Annotated in this window: 19 protein-coding genes; 13 read left to right on the top strand and 6 right to left on the bottom strand. The window is 40.6% G+C overall.

Going from position 1 to position 17,235, the window contains the following annotated elements:
* The first annotated feature begins 2 nt into the window (after positions 1-2).
* The gene (locus GRQ40_RS15975; protein ID WP_159720352.1) at positions 3-737 is read left to right on the top strand and encodes an ABC transporter ATP-binding protein; all 735 of its coding nucleotides are present in this window, start codon (positions 3-5) and stop codon (positions 735-737) included.
* A gap of 177 nt (positions 738-914) precedes the next feature.
* Positions 915-2,114 carry a staphylopine family metallophore export MFS transporter CntE gene (locus GRQ40_RS15970; RefSeq protein WP_066148770.1) on the top strand — a complete coding sequence of 400 codons (1,200 nt, stop codon included), beginning with the start codon at positions 915-917 and terminating at the stop codon, positions 2,112-2,114.
* Positions 2,115-2,530: 416 nt separating this feature from the next.
* Here GRQ40_RS15970 and GRQ40_RS15965 read toward each other — a convergent pair whose 3' ends face one another.
* On the bottom strand, positions 2,531-3,433 hold the full coding sequence (locus GRQ40_RS15965; protein WP_159720351.1) for a MerR family transcriptional regulator: 903 nt from the start codon (positions 3,431-3,433) through the stop codon (positions 2,531-2,533).
* A gap of 664 nt (positions 3,434-4,097) precedes the next feature.
* Here GRQ40_RS15965 and GRQ40_RS15960 point away from each other — a divergent pair.
* Positions 4,098-4,361, top strand: a complete 264-nt coding sequence (locus GRQ40_RS15960; protein ID WP_066148773.1) for a DUF2573 family protein — start codon at positions 4,098-4,100, stop codon at positions 4,359-4,361.
* Between the two features lie 99 nt (positions 4,362-4,460).
* On the opposite strand, the gene GRQ40_RS15955 is transcribed toward GRQ40_RS15960, so the two are convergent.
* A complete protein-coding gene (locus GRQ40_RS15955) occupies positions 4,461-5,549 on the bottom strand; it encodes a GGDEF domain-containing protein (protein WP_159720350.1) in 1,089 nt (362 codons plus the stop codon).
* A gap of 485 nt (positions 5,550-6,034) precedes the next feature.
* Here GRQ40_RS15955 and GRQ40_RS15950 point away from each other — a divergent pair, with 485 nt between their 5' ends.
* Together GRQ40_RS15950 and GRQ40_RS15945 are read left to right on the top strand one after the other, a co-directional pair.
* Positions 6,035-7,768, top strand: coding sequence for an ABC transporter ATP-binding protein (locus GRQ40_RS15950; RefSeq protein WP_080862769.1), 1,734 nt, complete (start codon positions 6,035-6,037; stop codon positions 7,766-7,768).
* A gap of 156 nt (positions 7,769-7,924) precedes the next feature.
* A complete protein-coding gene (locus GRQ40_RS15945; protein ID WP_159720349.1) occupies positions 7,925-8,485 on the top strand; it encodes a nitroreductase family protein in 561 nt (186 codons plus the stop codon).
* A gap of 231 nt (positions 8,486-8,716) precedes the next feature.
* Here GRQ40_RS15945 and GRQ40_RS15940 read toward each other — a convergent pair whose 3' ends face one another.
* Positions 8,717-8,884: a hypothetical protein gene (locus GRQ40_RS15940; protein WP_156450527.1), complete on the bottom strand. Its 168-nt coding sequence runs from the start codon at positions 8,882-8,884 to the stop codon at positions 8,717-8,719.
* Positions 8,885-8,967: 83 nt separating this feature from the next.
* On the opposite strand from GRQ40_RS15940, the gene GRQ40_RS15935 reads away from it, so the two are divergent.
* Positions 8,968-9,555, top strand: coding sequence for a CotO family spore coat protein (locus GRQ40_RS15935; protein WP_066148780.1), 588 nt, complete (start codon positions 8,968-8,970; stop codon positions 9,553-9,555).
* Between the two features lie 158 nt (positions 9,556-9,713).
* On the opposite strand, the gene GRQ40_RS15930 is transcribed toward GRQ40_RS15935, so the two are convergent.
* From GRQ40_RS15930 to GRQ40_RS15920, 3 genes are all read right to left on the bottom strand, one after another.
* A complete protein-coding gene (locus tag GRQ40_RS15930; RefSeq protein WP_044742782.1) occupies positions 9,714-10,196 on the bottom strand; it encodes a CotY/CotZ family spore coat protein in 483 nt (160 codons plus the stop codon).
* A gap of 312 nt (positions 10,197-10,508) precedes the next feature.
* On the bottom strand, positions 10,509-11,003 hold the full coding sequence (locus tag GRQ40_RS15925; RefSeq protein WP_044742781.1) for a spore coat protein: 495 nt from the start codon (positions 11,001-11,003) through the stop codon (positions 10,509-10,511).
* 101 nt (positions 11,004-11,104) lie between these two features.
* Positions 11,105-11,386 (bottom strand): hypothetical protein, encoded by a 282-nt coding sequence (locus GRQ40_RS15920; protein ID WP_044742780.1) that lies wholly within the window; start codon positions 11,384-11,386, stop codon positions 11,105-11,107.
* A 604-nt stretch (positions 11,387-11,990) separates the two neighbouring features.
* On the opposite strand from GRQ40_RS15920, the gene GRQ40_RS15915 reads away from it, so the two are divergent.
* From GRQ40_RS15915 to GRQ40_RS15885, 7 genes are all read left to right on the top strand, one after another.
* Positions 11,991-12,350 (top strand): DUF1360 domain-containing protein, encoded by a 360-nt coding sequence (locus GRQ40_RS15915; protein WP_066148782.1) that lies wholly within the window; start codon positions 11,991-11,993, stop codon positions 12,348-12,350.
* A gap of 679 nt (positions 12,351-13,029) precedes the next feature.
* A complete protein-coding gene (locus GRQ40_RS15910) occupies positions 13,030-13,185 on the top strand; it encodes a hypothetical protein (RefSeq protein ID WP_156450528.1) in 156 nt (51 codons plus the stop codon).
* Positions 13,186-13,318: 133 nt separating this feature from the next.
* Entirely contained in the window at positions 13,319-13,642 is a 324-nt protein-coding gene (locus GRQ40_RS15905; protein WP_044742778.1) for a hypothetical protein, read from the top strand.
* A 109-nt stretch (positions 13,643-13,751) separates the two neighbouring features.
* Positions 13,752-14,105 carry a hypothetical protein gene (locus GRQ40_RS15900; RefSeq protein WP_044742777.1) on the top strand — a complete coding sequence of 118 codons (354 nt, stop codon included), beginning with the start codon at positions 13,752-13,754 and terminating at the stop codon, positions 14,103-14,105.
* A 378-nt stretch (positions 14,106-14,483) separates the two neighbouring features.
* Positions 14,484-15,254, top strand: a complete 771-nt coding sequence (locus GRQ40_RS15895; RefSeq protein WP_370514175.1) for an SDR family oxidoreductase — start codon at positions 14,484-14,486, stop codon at positions 15,252-15,254.
* The gene (locus GRQ40_RS15890) at positions 15,241-15,714 is read left to right on the top strand and encodes a hypothetical protein (RefSeq protein ID WP_044742775.1); all 474 of its coding nucleotides are present in this window, start codon (positions 15,241-15,243) and stop codon (positions 15,712-15,714) included. Before GRQ40_RS15895 ends, GRQ40_RS15890 begins: the two co-directional genes overlap by 14 nt.
* Positions 15,701-16,741 (top strand): alpha/beta fold hydrolase, encoded by a 1,041-nt coding sequence (locus GRQ40_RS15885; RefSeq protein WP_159720347.1) that lies wholly within the window; start codon positions 15,701-15,703, stop codon positions 16,739-16,741. Before GRQ40_RS15890 ends, GRQ40_RS15885 begins: the two co-directional genes overlap by 14 nt.
* Positions 16,742-17,235 lie beyond the last annotated feature (494 nt).

Raw genomic sequence — 17,235 nt, 5'->3', positions numbered from 1 at the left:
AGTTGCTGAAAGTTGATTGTGTGGAGAAAAGCTATAAAAAAGGTGGATTATTCTCGAGGGAAAAACAGAAAATCTTGAAAAATGTCAGTTTTGAATGTAGAAGAGGTGAATGTCTCGGCATTATCGGAGAAAGTGGAAGCGGAAAATCAACATTGGGCCGTTTAATTCTTGGAATTGAAAAGCCGGATCGCGGAACTGTTTTATTTGAGGGGAAAAACATACAGGATAGAAAAGTGAGAGTAGGGAACATTAGTGCTGTATTTCAAGACTATATCTCCTCAATCAATCCGTTTTTTACTGTGGAAGAAGCCATTATGGAGCCTTTAAAAGGGCAAAAAGAGATTCAAAGCAAGATTGATCATCTATTAAATCAGGTTGGATTAGACCCATCTTATAGAAAAAAATATCCCCATGAATTATCTGGAGGAGAAGCCCAAAGAGTGTGTATAGCAAGAGCTATTTCAACAGAACCGAAATGCATTTTATTAGATGAGGCAACCAGCTCTTTAGATGTATCTGTTCAAACCCAGGTGCTGGATTTATTAAAAAAGTTAAAGAAAAGCTACAATATGAGTTATATTTTCATAACCCATGATATACAGGCCGCCGCTTATATTTGTGACAGGGTCATTTTTTTTAGAAACGGTCAAATCGAAGAGATCGTTAAAACTGAACACTTAAAGGATGTTCAGTCAGAATATGCTAGAAAGTTATTACAAATGATTATCACTTTTTAATAACGGTTGGCATGGCAACCATAGCCATGAAGTTCGGCATGTTTTTCAATGGTTAGTGGGGGCTTGCCACCATCCATGGGCTTAAAAGGAGAGTGCCGTGGTAACAAAAAGCCAGAGTTGTGGACGCGCCTTTCGACCGGACCGTGAATATTTGTAGTTATATAGGAGGAGAAAATATTGCGAGGAGCTATGTCTTGGCCTTTTCTGCGTTTATATATGTTGGTTTTTCTTTATTTTAGTGCCAACTCTATTTTGAATGTGATTATTCCGTTACAAGGGGAAACGTTGGGAGCAAGCAATACAACCATTGGCATGATCATGGGAGCCTATCTGTTTACTACCATGTTCTTTCGGCCATGGGCCGGTTATATGATCCAAAAGCATGGACCGATAAACGTGTTACGCATCATTCTTATTATCAATGGACTTGCTTTAATCCTCTATACGTTTACTGAGTTAGGAGGCTTTCTGGTTGCCCGGATGTTGCAAGGGGTGTCGACCGCTTTTTTTTCAATGGCATTACAGATAGGGATTATTGATGCGTTGCCAGAAAAGGATCGCTCCCAGGGCATTTCATTATATTCTTTATTTTCATATATACCAGGCATTATTGGTCCCATGCTGGCATTAGGGATTTGGCAAGGAGGGATGGATTACTTTACAGTGGTGATGATCGCCATTGCCATCTTTACAGGGCTGTTTGGATATAGTGCAAAGATGGATAAAAAAGAAACTCAGCCTGCTGCCAACCATGCTGGACAAGGGGCAAGGATGCTTCAATCGTTTAGCCAGTTAGTAAAAAATCCATTCTTATTTAAATGTAGCGTACTGATGCTAGTGGCATCTATTGTATTCGGAGCTATCACCACTTTTATCCCACTATATGCTGCGCAATTAAAAAGCGGTAATGCGGGAATTTATCTTATGCTTCAGGCGGGTACTGTTGTTTTTGCTCGTTTTGCTTTAAGAAAAAAGATTCCTTCAGATGGCAAATGGCATTCTTCTTTTATCATGGGAACGATGTTGATTTTAGCCGTAGCCGCACAGTGTGTAAGCTTTTCTATAATCGGCGGAGCGATATTTTTCTATGTTGGTGCCATTTTGATGGGGATCGCTCAAGCCCTTCTCTATCCAACGTTAACAACATACTTAACCTTTGTCCTGCCGGAGATGAACCGCAATGTATTATTGGGATTATTTATTGCTATGGCCGATTTAGGGGTTTCATTAGGTGGGGTCATTATGGGACCGGTAGCTGACCTCTCTTCATACTCATTTATGTATATGATTTGTGCGGGCCTAGGAGCAGCAATGATTCTGTTTGCCTATGATCGCAGAAAAATATTTGTTGAAGGAATATCAAAGAAACATTCATAAGAGAAGCTCCTATAAGCCTTAACATTCTAAAAGATATTTACTTTTATGGGCTGTGAAATAGGGGGGATGAGCTCGCTCTTTTTCGTGTGAAAAGATGATTACAGATTGACCCTATCCATCTAGTATTCATTTTTTTTCCAAGTTTCTATCAAAATGATTTCATATACCTATGAAGAGATCTCCCACCTCTTAATAATATAAATCCCCTCTAAGAGAAAACGAATGGATTTTGGGAAAGACAGAGACAGGGACAAGTGCGCAGCAGGGGAAGGCAGAGCCGCTTGCAGTCCCGTGTTCGGGCTGTGAAGCGGCTCATAATGTTGACATCTGATCGTTTCTTTCCATGTCAAACATCTATCGCTCTTTTGCTCATTCATTAGTGAGCAAAAGAAACGGGGGAGCTTTGTTCCTTTGCTTTAGCGGTCTTTTACAAGGCTGAAAATGTCATCGGTCATTTGTAAATTTGGAGCTGTTCCTTCTTGGATATACGATGTTGTATCAGGGGACACAATATAAAATGAAATGTGCGGATAATGTTTGGCAACATGATGACATTTTGTAAGAAGATCGCTATTTTGTTCCAAGGAAGCCGTTGTATAAGCTGACAGCACCACTTTTTTTGGTGTTAATTGCTGAACGGCCGACTCGATGACATCAAAGGCAGAAATTCGTTCAAGCATGATCGTCTTCCAGCCGCAAAGCAAAGATTCTAATAAAATGATTTGCAGCCAAATTTCGTGCTGTTCCTGAGGAAAACATGCACCCAGCAGCAATGGCGCATGTTCATGGCAAGGGAAGTTGCGGCGTATTTGGATGAGAACATCGCGAACCACTACACTTGCTAACATTGCTTGATCTTTTCTCCAATGCCCCTGATCCCTGCGCTTTTCTACCTCTTGCAAAAAGGGAATGACGATGGAATGGAGGAAGGGCTGCAACCCATAGATCTGATATGCTCGTTGTAGAGTGCGATAGATAGCTGCTTCATGATAAAGATCTCCCTCATGAAGTAATGTGCAAACAGATTCATGAGCCCATGAATGCGTGTCATCCGCCTGTTCGTTCAAGTTTTTCTGGTTGAGTGCCGCTTTTTCTTTTAGATGCAGCGCTGCTTGTTTGACAGACTGGCCTTTCTCTACTAAAGATTTCACATATAGAAGCTGTTGCACTTCTTCATCGCAGTAAATGCGGTATCCGTTGTCAAGCCGTTTCGGCTGAACGATTCCATACCGTTCCTCCCATTTGCGGATGACTTGCTTAGAAAGCCCTGTTATGGCGGCTACTTGCTGAATGTTATATGTCATGTCATTATTCGTCATTTTCACATCATCCTTTTTTGGCAGTATGGCTTATCCAATGTGATCGGAGTCATGAATGATTTTCTTCATAAACTATATAACATGTCCCTTGATTTGTACAATAGGGGACAATCAGCTCTTCGATAAAACGGCTTGTCTGACGATAGCTTTTCTGAGATTATTCGTTTCCTCTGCGAGTGATAGTTTTCATGATGGTGGAAAATAAATGGATGCATTTGTTGTTCTTGTGCCGTGTAAATACGATGAGTAAATGATATCTGTAAAAACCAACAGTTAAAATCGGTTATCACCTGCTCACTTCTTAAGGAATATTGCCGTATCAAGTTGTATTCATCATATAGTAGCAAACATAGTTGCGAGCAAACCGGGCGCATTTTTTGCGATGTTGGTAAAATTTTGTTTATAATGGATACAACATGCGGCAAGATTCTCGGCCTCTTTTTTAAAGAACAAGGAAGCGGGACGATGGATCGCTGTTGAGAATATGGAGTTAGGGATGGAACATCAAGCACCTGTTGTCGTTTAATTTTTTTAAAGTAGTCGCCGCTATATGGTTTAGCAGCTGAACAAGTGGCACTTATTGGCTTGCTGGGCTGAGGTAGTGAAGATGGCCTCTTTTATGTTAGCTGATGAACAAATAAAGGATATCGGAGGGAGATAAAAAATGAATGAATCCTTTATCGAACAGTTTGAAGCACTTATTGAGAAGTATACAGAATTGCTGCTTGGACAAAGCAATCATGAGTTAAAAGAGAAGGTCAAGGTTTGGATTCTTTATTCCCATATTGCCAAATCTATGCCCGCGCTTGGACAACACTGGAATCAATTGTATCCTGATGCGAAGGAACAAGTAAAAGTGATGATTCAGGAAATTAAGCATTTAAACGAACGGGAGCGCGCGAAAAAAGAAGGAGATCGCCGCATCTAAGCTTCGTTCATAGTCCTTCTACTGATTGAGCGAGCCATTTCAGCTTCTACGCATAGCGTAAAGGAAAGCGGGACCCGTTCAAAGGAGAGAGAAATGGCATTACGATGGAATAGTGGGTTGTTGAAACACAATTCGATTGCGGCCAATTTGCTTGGCTATATATAAATATTGATCAGCTTGTTCGATTGCTTTTTCAATCCCCGTTTGCCTATTTAATCGCGCAAGACCGATGGAGACGGTGATATGCGGCATTTCTGTTCCATCTATTGTATAGAAAGTGTGCTGGGAAATGGCAATCCGAAGGTTTTCAAGCAGTGCAACCGCTTCCTTTTCATTATATACCATGATGCAAATAATAAATTCCTCTCCCCCGTAACGTCCAGCAATGATTCGCTCTGGAAGAACCTCCTTAATGATGGCCGCTAGTTTTTTTAATACTTCATCCCCGTTTTGGTGCCCATATGTGTCATTAATTCTTTTAAAAAAATCGATATCAAGCATCGCGATATAATAAGACGGTCCTTGTTTTTGGCTGTTGACGACCTCTACAAATTTTCTCATGTTGTATAAATGGGTAAGGGGATCGTGGTCCGCGTAAAATCGAAGCTTTCTTATAAGCTGGAGCTGTTTTTTGCCCAAATAAATGAAGAAAAGCAATAGAAGTGCTCCTAATTGAAAGGAGAGAAAATGAATGAATGTTTCCTTTTGAAATATCTCTCCATTAAAAGGAGAAAAAAGAATGATCGGAAGCTGGGAAATTAGCCAAATGGAAGAAAAGAGGAAGAAAACTTGGATGTAATGAAATCCTTTTTTGAGCTTGAAGCGATAATATGAAAGGGATAAAAAAGTAGGCAGCATCCATTCAAATAAAATGCTTGCAAAGGTACCTTCTCCTTCTAATATCCACCTCCACGCAACGACGAAGCAAAGGGCAGGAAGAGCATAGCTTGTACCATGCAGCATAGCTAAAATGACAAGGGGGAGCGTTTGCCAATTCCAGTTCTGTCCGCTGTTTATAGCCAGCAAATCAAACAAGCTGATGGCTGCCAACGACACGATCAGAATATGCAGCCATTTGACTTGGTTAGCAGAGAAATATTTCTCTTCATCATTTTGCAAGTAAAGGGCTTGAATGAATAAGTGCATCAGCAGCAGGATACCTATATTCGCTAGTATGAATAGAATCATTCGCCTCACCTCAAATGAATAAAATAATAGACTTTTGAAAATTATAGAAAAAAACAAAAGGAAAAGATAGAGGGATTTTAATAAATTTTTATTATATAAGATGAAACGAATGCTTTCTGGAATCGCCTGTTGGAGAAAGTCTTATGACAGGCTTTTGTCGCGTGTTCAAGCGGCGAGGGTGGGTTCACTCTATAGAAAGGGTATGTTTTAAATGATTGATCCAGCAGGATCTTTAAAAAAAGAGGCGACCGCAGCACCAATCCAGACGTTTTCTTTTATTGACAAGAGCTTGATTGTAAATTTATAATCAAAAACGATTTTCATTATCATTTATTGGGTGTCCGCGATCTATTTTTAATGGGGTGTTATCGATAATTGAAAATTGATTCGAGTTTGGAAGGCGATAGAGAGAAAGAGTGAATGGCGGGGAAGCGCTGAAGTCTGTACAATGTATATAGAGCTTCGATGAAAAGGGGGCAGTAAAGATGATTCGAAGGTTTTTCGCTTATTATAAACCATATAAAAGATTATTTTTGCTTGATTTTTCTTGTGCTGTATTAGCAGCCATTATTGAATTAATGTTTCCGCTTGCGGTGAATCAAGTGGTAGACGATCTATTGCCGAGCGGGAATTGGAGCCTAATATTATGGGCTTGTGTAGGACTGTTGTTCATTTATCTTTTGAATGCTTTGCTCAACTACGTTGTTACGTATTGGGGCCATAAATTAGGGATCAATATTGAGACAGATATGCGCAACGAATCGTTTCAGCACGTTCAAAAGCTTTCTTTTCGCTATTTTGATAACACAAAGACGGGACATTTAGTCTCACGCATGACGAACGATTTAATGGATATTGGAGAAATGGCTCATCATGGTCCAGAGGATTTGTTTATTGCCATCATGACGTTGCTTGGCACATTTGGGATTATGCTTGCGGTGAACCCCAAGCTGGCCGTGATGATTTTTATTCTCGTTCCGATTATTATGCTGTTGACGATTTATTTTGGGAAGCAAATGTCCGCGGCGTTTTCGCAGCTATTTGGCGATATTGCAAACTTTAATGCACGTGTTGAAAACAATGTAAGCGGTATTCGTGTTGTGCAGTCCTTTACTAATGAAGAGCATGAAATTGCGAAATTTAAAGAAAGCAACGATCTCTTTCGTTGGACAAAACTGCGCTCTTATCGAATTATGGCCAATAACTCATCCATGAATTATGTTTTAACGAAAATTCTTTCCTTGTTTGTGCTGCTGGCAGGAGCGTGGTTTGTGATTGATGGGCAAATGACATATGGTGAATTTATCGCTTTCTTATTATTAGCCAACGTGTTGATCGGGCCCATTCAAAAAATTAACGCGGTCATTGAAACATATCCAAAGGGCATTGCCGGCTTTAAACGTTTTATCGAGTTTTTAGAGACAAAACCAGAAATTACGGACCCCCCTCATGCGCTTCAGCTGTCACATGTCCATGGGGAAATTCGTTATGAGAATGTGTCGTTTTCCTATAAACATGATAAACGTGTGCTGGATCACTTAAATCTTCATATTCGTCCGGGAGAAACCATTGCATTGGTAGGGCCTTCAGGTTCGGGAAAATCGACGATTTGCCATCTCCTGCCGCGATTTTATGAGCGAGATCGTGGCCGCATCATGATTGATGGAATCGATATTCAGGATATTTCTTTAAAGTCTCTGCGTTCACATATCGGCATTGTGCAACAGGATGTCTATCTTTTTGATGGCACCATCCGCGATAATATTGCTTACGGCAAATTAGATGCAACAGAAGAAGAAATTTGGGAAGCCGCAAGAAAAGCGCAATTAGAAGATGTGATCTACAGTCAAGCGGATGGATTAGATACGTTGATCGGGGAGAGAGGAGTGAAGCTGTCAGGCGGGCAAAAACAAAGAATCGCGATCGCAAGGATGTTTTTAAAAAATCCGTCTATTCTTATTTTAGATGAGGCTACATCCGCTTTAGATACAGAAACCGAACAAGCTGTGCAAGAAGCGTTGGATCATTTGGCACAGGGAAGAACAACCATTGTGATTGCGCATCGGCTGGCGACTATTAAAAAGGCTGATCGGATTGCAGTGGTAGCGGATCAGCGGATTATTGAAGAAGGAAGCCATGATGAGCTCATGCGGCGGAAAGGAGCTTATTATCGTCTTTATATGGCACAATTTGGTGATAGAGCCTCAGCAGGCATCTAAGGGAGAAGTGCTGCAATGATAATAGACGCAGGTGGGGGAATTCATATCTAATGAGGAGCAAGGTGAAGAAAGGGCTGAAGGGAAAGACATTTACAAATTCCTTCAATTTTGAAATAATTGTAATTGAAAATCATTATTATTTATAAGGAGGCATAAATGATCACCATGCGGCAGGAATACAAAGTAGCTCATACCATTAAAGAGCGTCGGTCGATTAAGGAGTTTAAAGAAGATCCCGTTCCAAAAGAAGTGATATGTGAATTATTAAATACAGCGGTTTGGGCGCCTAATCATGGATTAAGAGAGCCATGGCGTTTTATACTGTTTGTGAATGAAGGAAAAGAAAAACTGATTGATGCGATTGCTCAAGAATCCAATAATGGAAAGAATATTGATCTATTAAGAGAAAAGCTGCAACCGATTCCAGCGCATTTATTAGTCGTCATGCAGGAAGATCCGCGTCAAAAGCAATGGGAGGAGGATTTAGCGGCAACAAGTGCCTTAATCCAAAATTTCCAACTGGCTGCATGGGAAAAAGGAATTGGCGTTATATGGAAAACAGGAGCCTATATTTATTCGCCATCTTTCCGCAAAAAAGTAGGAGTAGAGCCGGGAGAAAAAATTGTTGGGCTATTACATATTGGCTACCCTGCTTCGATCCCACAGGCCAGACCGCGGACAAAAGCGGAAGAAAAATTAACCGTCATTGAATCATAACGAGATATAGGAAAAAATCATGTGTGCTGGCGATGGATCTTATATAAAGTCGTTTAAAACATATTCATCGAGAAGTCTCCCGCCTCTAAGTTGAAGTGTAGGTGGGAGACTACCATTGGTAAGAAGCGCGTGGATGATCCGCTGGCCGAACAACGCCGTCCCTTGAAATGGAGATGAAAGCGGCGTGGTTTGGGCTTCTGTCACGCTGACGAAAAAGCGAGTGAACGAGATTCATGCGACCGTAGCTGTTTGCATATGCCGTTTGTTCGATCCTCCAGAAAAACGTTCGTATTTTGCCAGCTGATGAATGGTTCGGTTTCCGCTTCTATCGATAGATTGATCAGGCCTCTCTAATTCCTCCTCTAAGCAACAGACAAGACGAAACGCTTGTGACTTCATGCACAATCCCTCCTGTTCACTTTCTGGTCATCAAAAAAGAGAGGGAACGCATAGAATAAACATGAACAGGAGGTGAAAATTGCATGAAAAGAAAACCATCACCTAAGCCATTGTTGTATATTGCGCAGCCGGGCTTTCAAAGAATGAATGCTCCGATGCAAAAAGTTGTTATAAAAAAGGAAAAGGATGTTTCGGAAACACCATATAAAGAAAAGAAGGATGAGACAGAGCAACATGTTGAAGAGGTAAAAGATGAAGTCAAAGATGTAGAAGAAGTGGAAGAAAAGTATGAGATGGTGGTTGAAGAAGCTGAGGATGCTACACAAACTGAAGCAGAGACGGAAGAGGAGAAAGCGGTGACGGAGCAAGAAGAAGTGACGGAACAAGAGGAAGAGGCAGAGCAAGAAGAAGAAACATGGAGCGATACGGATATACGTGAGCATCGGAAACGATTTACGGAGATGACGGTTGCCGAGAAAATCGATTATTTAACGAACTTGCCATCTTATGTACCTAAAGCGCTATGTATCATTGAAACAGAATCAGAAAACATTCGAGGTGTGATTGTAGAGAGAGAAGATAACAGAGTGAAAATTAGAAGAAGCGGCGATTTACGGTTATTGGAATTTGCGCAAAATGAAATTTTGAATATTCAAATATTAAGCTTCTGAATAAAATATATTCTGCAGGGTAAAAAATTTTTTTGGCCATCTTCTTGTTTGCTTCTTTCTTTATTGTATGAAAATAGACTGCCTCGTTGTATTGGGCAGTCTATTTTTAGGAACTTGACAGAAAAAATGCTGGTAGAACCAGCAGCCATTTTCCTTTCTTAACCGTGGTGATGGTGTTTTTTTGTATCTCTCGCACGGCCTACTAAATCAGGAGGTAAGCATTGAATAGCAGTGAAGTTCTGCAAGTCGACTTCGATGCAATAATTCGTTTTTTCGAGACCGAAGAAATCTGGATCGCAAGGATCGCAGACACTAATGGTTTCGCCATCTCCATCAACCGGTCTTAATAAAGATAACGTTGCGCAGCAGTCTTTAATATTTTCAACACGGAAGAAAATCGTTTTAAAGCATGCCATATCGCCAGTAAAGCCGCCCACATTTCCGAAAATAGTGAAAGGATCTCCTTTTTTTGTATAGAGGATAAAAGGAACGGTATCTCTTCCTGGAGAAATAGCAGGGTTTAACAAGTTGCTGAAGCAGCTAGTCGGGCACTGTTCTTCAATGGCTTCTTGCGCATCAAAAATTTCTTCAACCGCTCTGCATACGCAATTATAATCTTTATGATGCTTATCGTGGCCCATTTAATTCAACTCCTTATAACTGGTTTTATTGACCTTCTGTCCCTAACAGAGTATGTGCGTTCATTTTATAGTGTGTGGGCATTTGTCTAAAAATTAGGGAAAATATTCAAGAAAGAAATGTGTTTATCATGGAAAAGATTTGCTTTTTATGTTATAGATTTGCCTAAGAATGTTGGATTTGAAATGACAGATGAAAAGAAAATCTCAAGAGCCAAATGATAAAACACTGATTCATAATCGATGATACAAAAGCAATCGTGCTGGGAGAGGAAAGGTACAAAGGCGAGGGCGAATACCCTCGCCTTGACAGATTTAGAGAATGTCGATTTGTACAACAAGCGCGACGAGAATTTGAATCAATACTTGGAGGGAGATAGCAACATCAGTATCTGTAGTAGTAACAACGACGTTTTTAGAATTTTCGATGATCAATTTTTGTTTGTTTGCTTGAGTAATCGTTGCTTTTTGTAGCAATTCTTGTGTGACTGCCTCAGCACGGATGCTGTCAGCGATTGTTAAGTTAATGACTAATGCGATCGCTACTTGAAGAACAACTTGTAGAGCGACAGCTACTTGTGTTTCTGTAGAAGAGATTTCGATGTCGCAAGAGTCCTTAACGATAATGGTTTCTGACGATAATTGCTCTGTGTCAGCTCTCTGAACCGCATCCTGCATCACTGTAGAATTGTTGTCGCTATCATCACAGACGTTAAATCTGTTGTTATAGTAATTATTCGGCTCAAACCGTTTTTCAATGGGATGACATGCGGAACCGTGAGCCTGCCACGAATATGGTCTGGCTTCCATAGTTATTTTCCTCCTTTTTCTTTTAATACTATTAAATGCGGAAAGGATTTTTTTGTATATGATACTTGCCCTAGGGGATTGACCCATTTATTGCGTACTTGTCACGATTTTTTTCTGTTTTTTAACATATCTCTTAGAGTGGTGTTTTTTGGGGGTTCAGGAGTTTTGCTGGCTTTCGCGATTTTTGGTTGGTTTTGCTTTTCGAGAAATTCATTTACTTGGTTTTGTAAATTTCCTACTAGTGCTTTCAGCTGCTGTTTTTCGTCATCTGAAAGCTGCCGTCTGTGCTCGCTGCTTACGTTGTGCTTATTAAATGCATCTAAAATAAACAGTTTGGCTAAGCTTGATGAGATTTGCTCCAGGTTTTTTTTGTTATCAGACAAATGGATTCTCCTCCTTTCAATGTGTCACAGTGTCGGTCCTCAGGGCCGTTTTTTCTTTTGAGATGAACTGTTTTTTCAATTGGAATGCGGCAAAATGGAATAGAAACGTGGTAAATATCCTCCTTTCCTGTATACATATAATGCAAATGTGCCGATTTTTGATTGGATAAACATACAAATGCCTGTGCCCATTTTTTCTATTTTGCTTCACTGGGGCCGGCCATTTAGGATTCGGCCGTGTGAAGATCGGTTATTGCTGCTTTATTCTTATAAAAATAGGACTATTCTTTGATGGCTGTTTTTGTTGTTTATGGACAGGAGATATAGATGGAACTTGGCATGTTGATGTATCGATAATTTCAGGGGAGATGAGGTTTTAGATGTTCACATTTGCATCTTTTCAGAGCTTGGATTGACTGTCGATTGTCCGATGTCCAAGAGCCGATGGCTTTGCAGGTTCATATTGGCGTGGGAAAGAAAGTCCACAGATTTGGCTTCGAACGCCCATTCTATAGAGAGGATTGATCCATTCCCAAGTTCGCAGTTGGCTGAACATAATTGATTCCTCCCTGCATATGATGATAAGGAAAGTGAGGGGAAAGGGATGCTGAACAGTATTTCATATATAGAACTGTTCGTTTTTTCGTTTGCTGTTTTTCGGCTGACTAGATTGTTGGTATACGATCAAATAACGAGTTTTATTAGAAAACCTTTTTTAGAGGAAGTTGTAGAAACAAATGATGAAAATGTGACAGAAACATATGTGGTCATTAAAGGAAAAGGGATTCGTGCCTTTCTAGGAGAGCTTTTAAGCTGTTACTGGTGCACAGGAATTTGGTGTGCGGCAGGATTATTTTTGGGAGGGTGGCTTTTTCCGGCAGTTTTTGAACCGGTGATCATGATCCTGGCGATTGCGGGAATGGCTGGAGTGATCGAAGCCATTGTAGAAAAATTAGTAGAATAGTTGATTTTGTTAACCATTATCAAAGAGTGAACATAAGATTATATAGAAATAGCTTGGTATTTCGGCTTTTCAAACCATTTATTGGGCCGTCCGGCTGGACATGAGTGCTCCCTCCAAGCCTTCTTTGGGAATAGACGAACTGATTTTTTGAACAGCGAAGAGCTGAAATTTCAAGTTAAATTTATTTGTAGAAGGGGGAGAAAGGATGGCACGAGAAAAGCATAAGAAGTCTGCAGAACCGGCTGAAAAGAAAGAGAAAGAAAACAAAAAAAAGAGAAGAGGCTGTGGATGCGGAAGAAGACGAAAAAAAGAATAAACATAAAGGTTTTGTTAGTAGGGCTCCTTTTCCTGAAGAATATAAAACAGGAAAATGGAGCTTTTTTTCATATTAGAATTTCTCTCCCTTATTAAAGAAGTAAGGCGCTGTCTAGCTTCAAACACCATCGGCTCGAGTCGCGTCGACTCACACTGGAAGGGGGCTTTGCGCTTTTTTTATTCCTGATGTCGAGGATAGCCCATATCAATAAAGTAAATATGTTACAACAGACAAGCCGTTGAAGAGTCATTTTTGATAGATGTGGCTTTTAGCGTTGCCATCCAGTACAGATGATTTCACTATATCAATCCAATAGGGTGTGTTGACATTTGATTTTCATCCTGAATAAGCAAGGAGTCTATCATGTTGTTCAGCTTTTGGTCACGTTTTGACGTGACACGAGCCATTCGCCGATTTTCCTCCCATCATCGAATGAGCGATCTTTCTTTGGAGCGGCTATTATTGGATCGCCGCATCATCTCTATACGGATTGTCGGAATTTGTCCTGTACTCGATTGAGTATGGATATTTGTTTCGACTGTGAGCTGAAAAAATAGTTAATAGTTGATACAAGAGCCATTACAATCGCACACAACAATGATGATGGGAAAAAATAGAATATAATAACTTGCTTGAAAGGAGGAAAAGCAGAATGGCGAAAAAACTCGTTTTAGCGAATTTAGGGAGCTTCACAGATACACAGGTTCAACTGTTAAGACAGTTTAAAAATTTATTAGCGGCTTTGCCAGACAGTCAAAATATTTCTTTGAATTTGAATCCGACAGCTCAGCAGGACGTAAGTGCGCAGCAGGTTGGAGAAGATCTCGGTTTAACGATTACTTTAACAACACCTCTAGGAACCATCTCGTTTTCAATTGGTTTGGATTTACCGATTGAAGACTTGTTGAATACGATTTTAAATGTTGTGACAGCGATCATTTGTGCAATAGACCCAGATTTAGACATATGTTCCTAAATCTATGTTGAAATAGCATATTTTTTGAAATCTATTCTCTTTACCTACAGCATTTTCAATCAAAATGAGTACAGTATAGAGAAATCTAATAATAGGGGGAAAATAAATTATGAAGCTTAACCTTGGCGGGCTAGGAAATTCTGCGCAAGCAGCCGAGCTCATTAACCGAATTAACGAGGCTGTCAAGTCATTGGGAAATGGGAAGCTTACGACTAATAATACAGCGAGCACAGCGGCTCCATCAACAGCTCAAGCTAGCACACAGCAAGTAAGCGCACAACAAGTAATTGATCCAGACTTTGGATTGAGCATTTCGCTTACCACTCCGCTTGGTACGATTAGTTTTTCTTTTGATTTAGATCTTCCAGAAGTTGATCTAACAGAGATATTGAATATTTTACTAAGTGTCATTGAAGCAGTGCTCTGCGCCTTGTTCCCAACTTTAGATATTTGTACTCCTTAATTTAGCATCTCTTCATTAAGGGCTATATCTATATAGATGTAGCTCAACCTTCTTCGTAATTTATATTGGATATGGAGTTCAGATTGTTTTTCAATGGTGAGATGGCCGAACAACGAATCGCTTCACAAAACCATCAATGCGGCTGAAAGCGGTACAGTTCGGATCTTTGTCACGTGAATGAGCGACAGGGGAAGGTTAGTGAACTTGCCTTCGGCCGTTCACGTTTCAGAGATCCGTTATTCCATCTTTCAATTGCATTTGTATCGTAATCGATTGTGCAATGTAAAGAAAGCCATGTAAGATCATTCTGAGCGAAGCGAGGAATGAACGAGAGCATGGCTTTCTTTTGCGAAAAAAGCAGTAGAGAAGGGAGAAGCAATGATGCATCGATTATTTGATTTAACAAATAAAACAGCCATTGTTACAGGCGGAGGTACCGGGTTAGGAAAGCAAATTGCTATTGGGCTGGCAGAAGCTGGAGCGAGTGTAGTGATTTGTTCACGCAAGCTGGAAAAATGCGAGGAAGCATGCGAAGAAATTCAACAATTAGGAGTACAATCCATGGCTCTTGCCTGCGACGTGACTCAAGCGGATGATATCAAGCGGGTTTTACAACAAACAAAGGAAAGGTTTGGAGCGCTTGATATTCTTGTCAACAATAGCGGAACATCATGGATGGCTCCATTTTTCGATGTTCCTGAAGACAAATGGAAGAGAGTGATGGAGGTTAATGTCAAAGGGATGTTTTTATTTTCGCAAGCGGCTGGAAAAATGATGGCTGAGCAGCAGTCAGGGAAAATTATCAATATTGCTTCCATAGCCGGCATGTACGGACAGCAAGCAACATTGATGGATGCATGGCCCTATTCGACAAGTAAAGGTGCCGTGATTGCGCTGACAAAAGATTTAGCGGCCAAGCTAGCTCCTTTTCATGTACAGGTCAATGCGATTGCCCCAGGTTTTTTTCCTACAAAACTAACGTCTGCATTACAGCATGTCCGTGATGATCTTTTGGCAAAAACACCATCGGGGAGATTGGGGAATGCAGAGGATTTAAAGGGAGCTGCGATCTATCTTGCATCTAAAGCATCGGATTACGTGACAGGCCATATTCTTGTAGTGGACGGTGGAATGAGTGCGACCATATAACATAGAGGTTCAAATCAATAAAAATCTTTTCAAAGCTCGCAATTTAGATGCCATATATAAACAATTAAAAACAAAAAGCTTTCAGCTTGAAAACAAGGGAAATGCATCTATTCAGCAATTGTTGAATCATGAAGCATGGGTTCGGTTATTCGCTGTTTTAGAGCCGCTTATTTCTCGGCAAGTAGGGAAAATAAAAGCCCATCAGGAATTGCTATCCAATGTATTGAATCTTCCTTTAAAAAGCGATATGGCGAATATTGCCCAACTTGTCGTGGATACACAAGAAAAAATTGATGCCCTTGAAGAGCAGCTTTGGCCGCTATCTGATGTACGGCAACAAACCATACTTAATGAGAAAATCAACAAAATAGAAGCAGAATTAGGGGATATTCGAGAAATGCTGGCGAAGGTTGTTCACTCTTTGAATGAAGGGAAAGACATGAAAAATGGAGCAGAATGAATTAGTAGGGCATGTCCACAAAGAAATCAGCCGCTGGCGCAATATATGGACGGTACGATCAGATGCGGAGCGTGCAAATGAAACAAAACGAATTTCGATTTGGAAAAAAAACAAAGCTGTGCTATGGTATTATCCTTCTCCAGATAAAAAGTATGATATTCCGGTGTTTCATGTCTATTCGCTCGTGAATCGCGCCTCCATTTTGGACTTGGCCCCGGGCACAAGCTTAATTGAGGGATTTGGATCGAGAGGATATGACGTTTATTTGCTAGATTGGGGAGCTCCTGCTTATGAGGACAAAGATATCACGCTAGAAAACTATATTGTTTCATATCTTCAGCAGGCAGTGAAACGGGCAATCAGGCATTCGGGAGCCGCTGAAATTTCATTAATCGGCTACTGCTTAGGAGGGACAATGGCCGCGATTTATGCTGCCATTGCGGAGGAACCGATTCGAAATTTAATTTTCATCGCTACACCGGTGGATATGAAAAATCTCCCCATTATGAATAAATGGGTGGAGGCGCTTCGAAGCGGAACGATTCAGCCTGCTTCATTTTTTCGCGAGATCGGCATCGTACCAAGGGAATTCATTAAGGCAGGAGTTCGATTATGCACAGTTCCTCTTTACTTTAGCCACTATTTCTCTCTTTTGCAGCGCGCCCATGATGAAGCCTATGTGAGGAAATGGAAGCTTTTCAACGATTGGACGAACGATCATATTCCTTTTTCGAGTGCCGCTTTTCTTGATTTAATGGATTTGATTGCTCAAAATAAAATAATCAATGGCCTCCTTCGAATAAAGGGAAAGTCTGTTCAATTGGAAAATATCACGGCCAATTTGTTGGTTGTGTGCACAAATGGAGATCGCTTAATTCCAGCTGAATTATCTTATCCGATCATCGAAAAAGCTTCAAGCCATGATAAAACATATCAACAAGTGGAAGGAGGACACGTATCGTTTGCGTTACAAGGAGGAATGCCGGAATTTTGGGATGAATGGCTAAAGCAGCGCTCGTCCTTATAGCTTCTCCCTTTTATCATCTGTTTTGTTCCCTGTTCCATTATGGATAGGGACTATTTTTTTATGTTTTTACTGGCAGGCCTTCTAACAAAGCCTATCTGTTTTTTTTACTTTAACCTATATGGACCGGAATGAACCTCTCCTCCCGTTCCTTCGTGTAGAGGAGGAGACTTCTCGGTGGGGAGTGTGAAAAAAATCGTCATCAATGAAAAAGCTTCATCGGACGGAAAGAATAACGGAAACAGGTGCGGATAATTCCAATGGTGGGCGACCGGACAACGCCGCTTTACAGAATGGTGAATAGGTCTGAAAGCGGCGTTGTTTCAATCTTTGTCACGTATCCGCAGCTGTAGATTGTAGATTTTGATTTGATAGATGAGTATGGAAAGTATGATGCCGTCCATTCATGTGATGAAGCGACAGTTGAAGATCTTTCATCCCTTCCGTCTTTTTTGCTATTAAGCTGAATCTGTATAGATGTTTATGACAAAAACCCC

This window comes from Anoxybacillus sp. PDR2 (genome assembly GCF_009834045.1).
Taxonomy (GTDB): Bacteria; Bacillota; Bacilli; order Bacillales; family Anoxybacillaceae; genus Anoxybacteroides; species Anoxybacteroides rupiense.
This window is presented reverse-complemented; position numbering and strand designations above follow the sequence as displayed.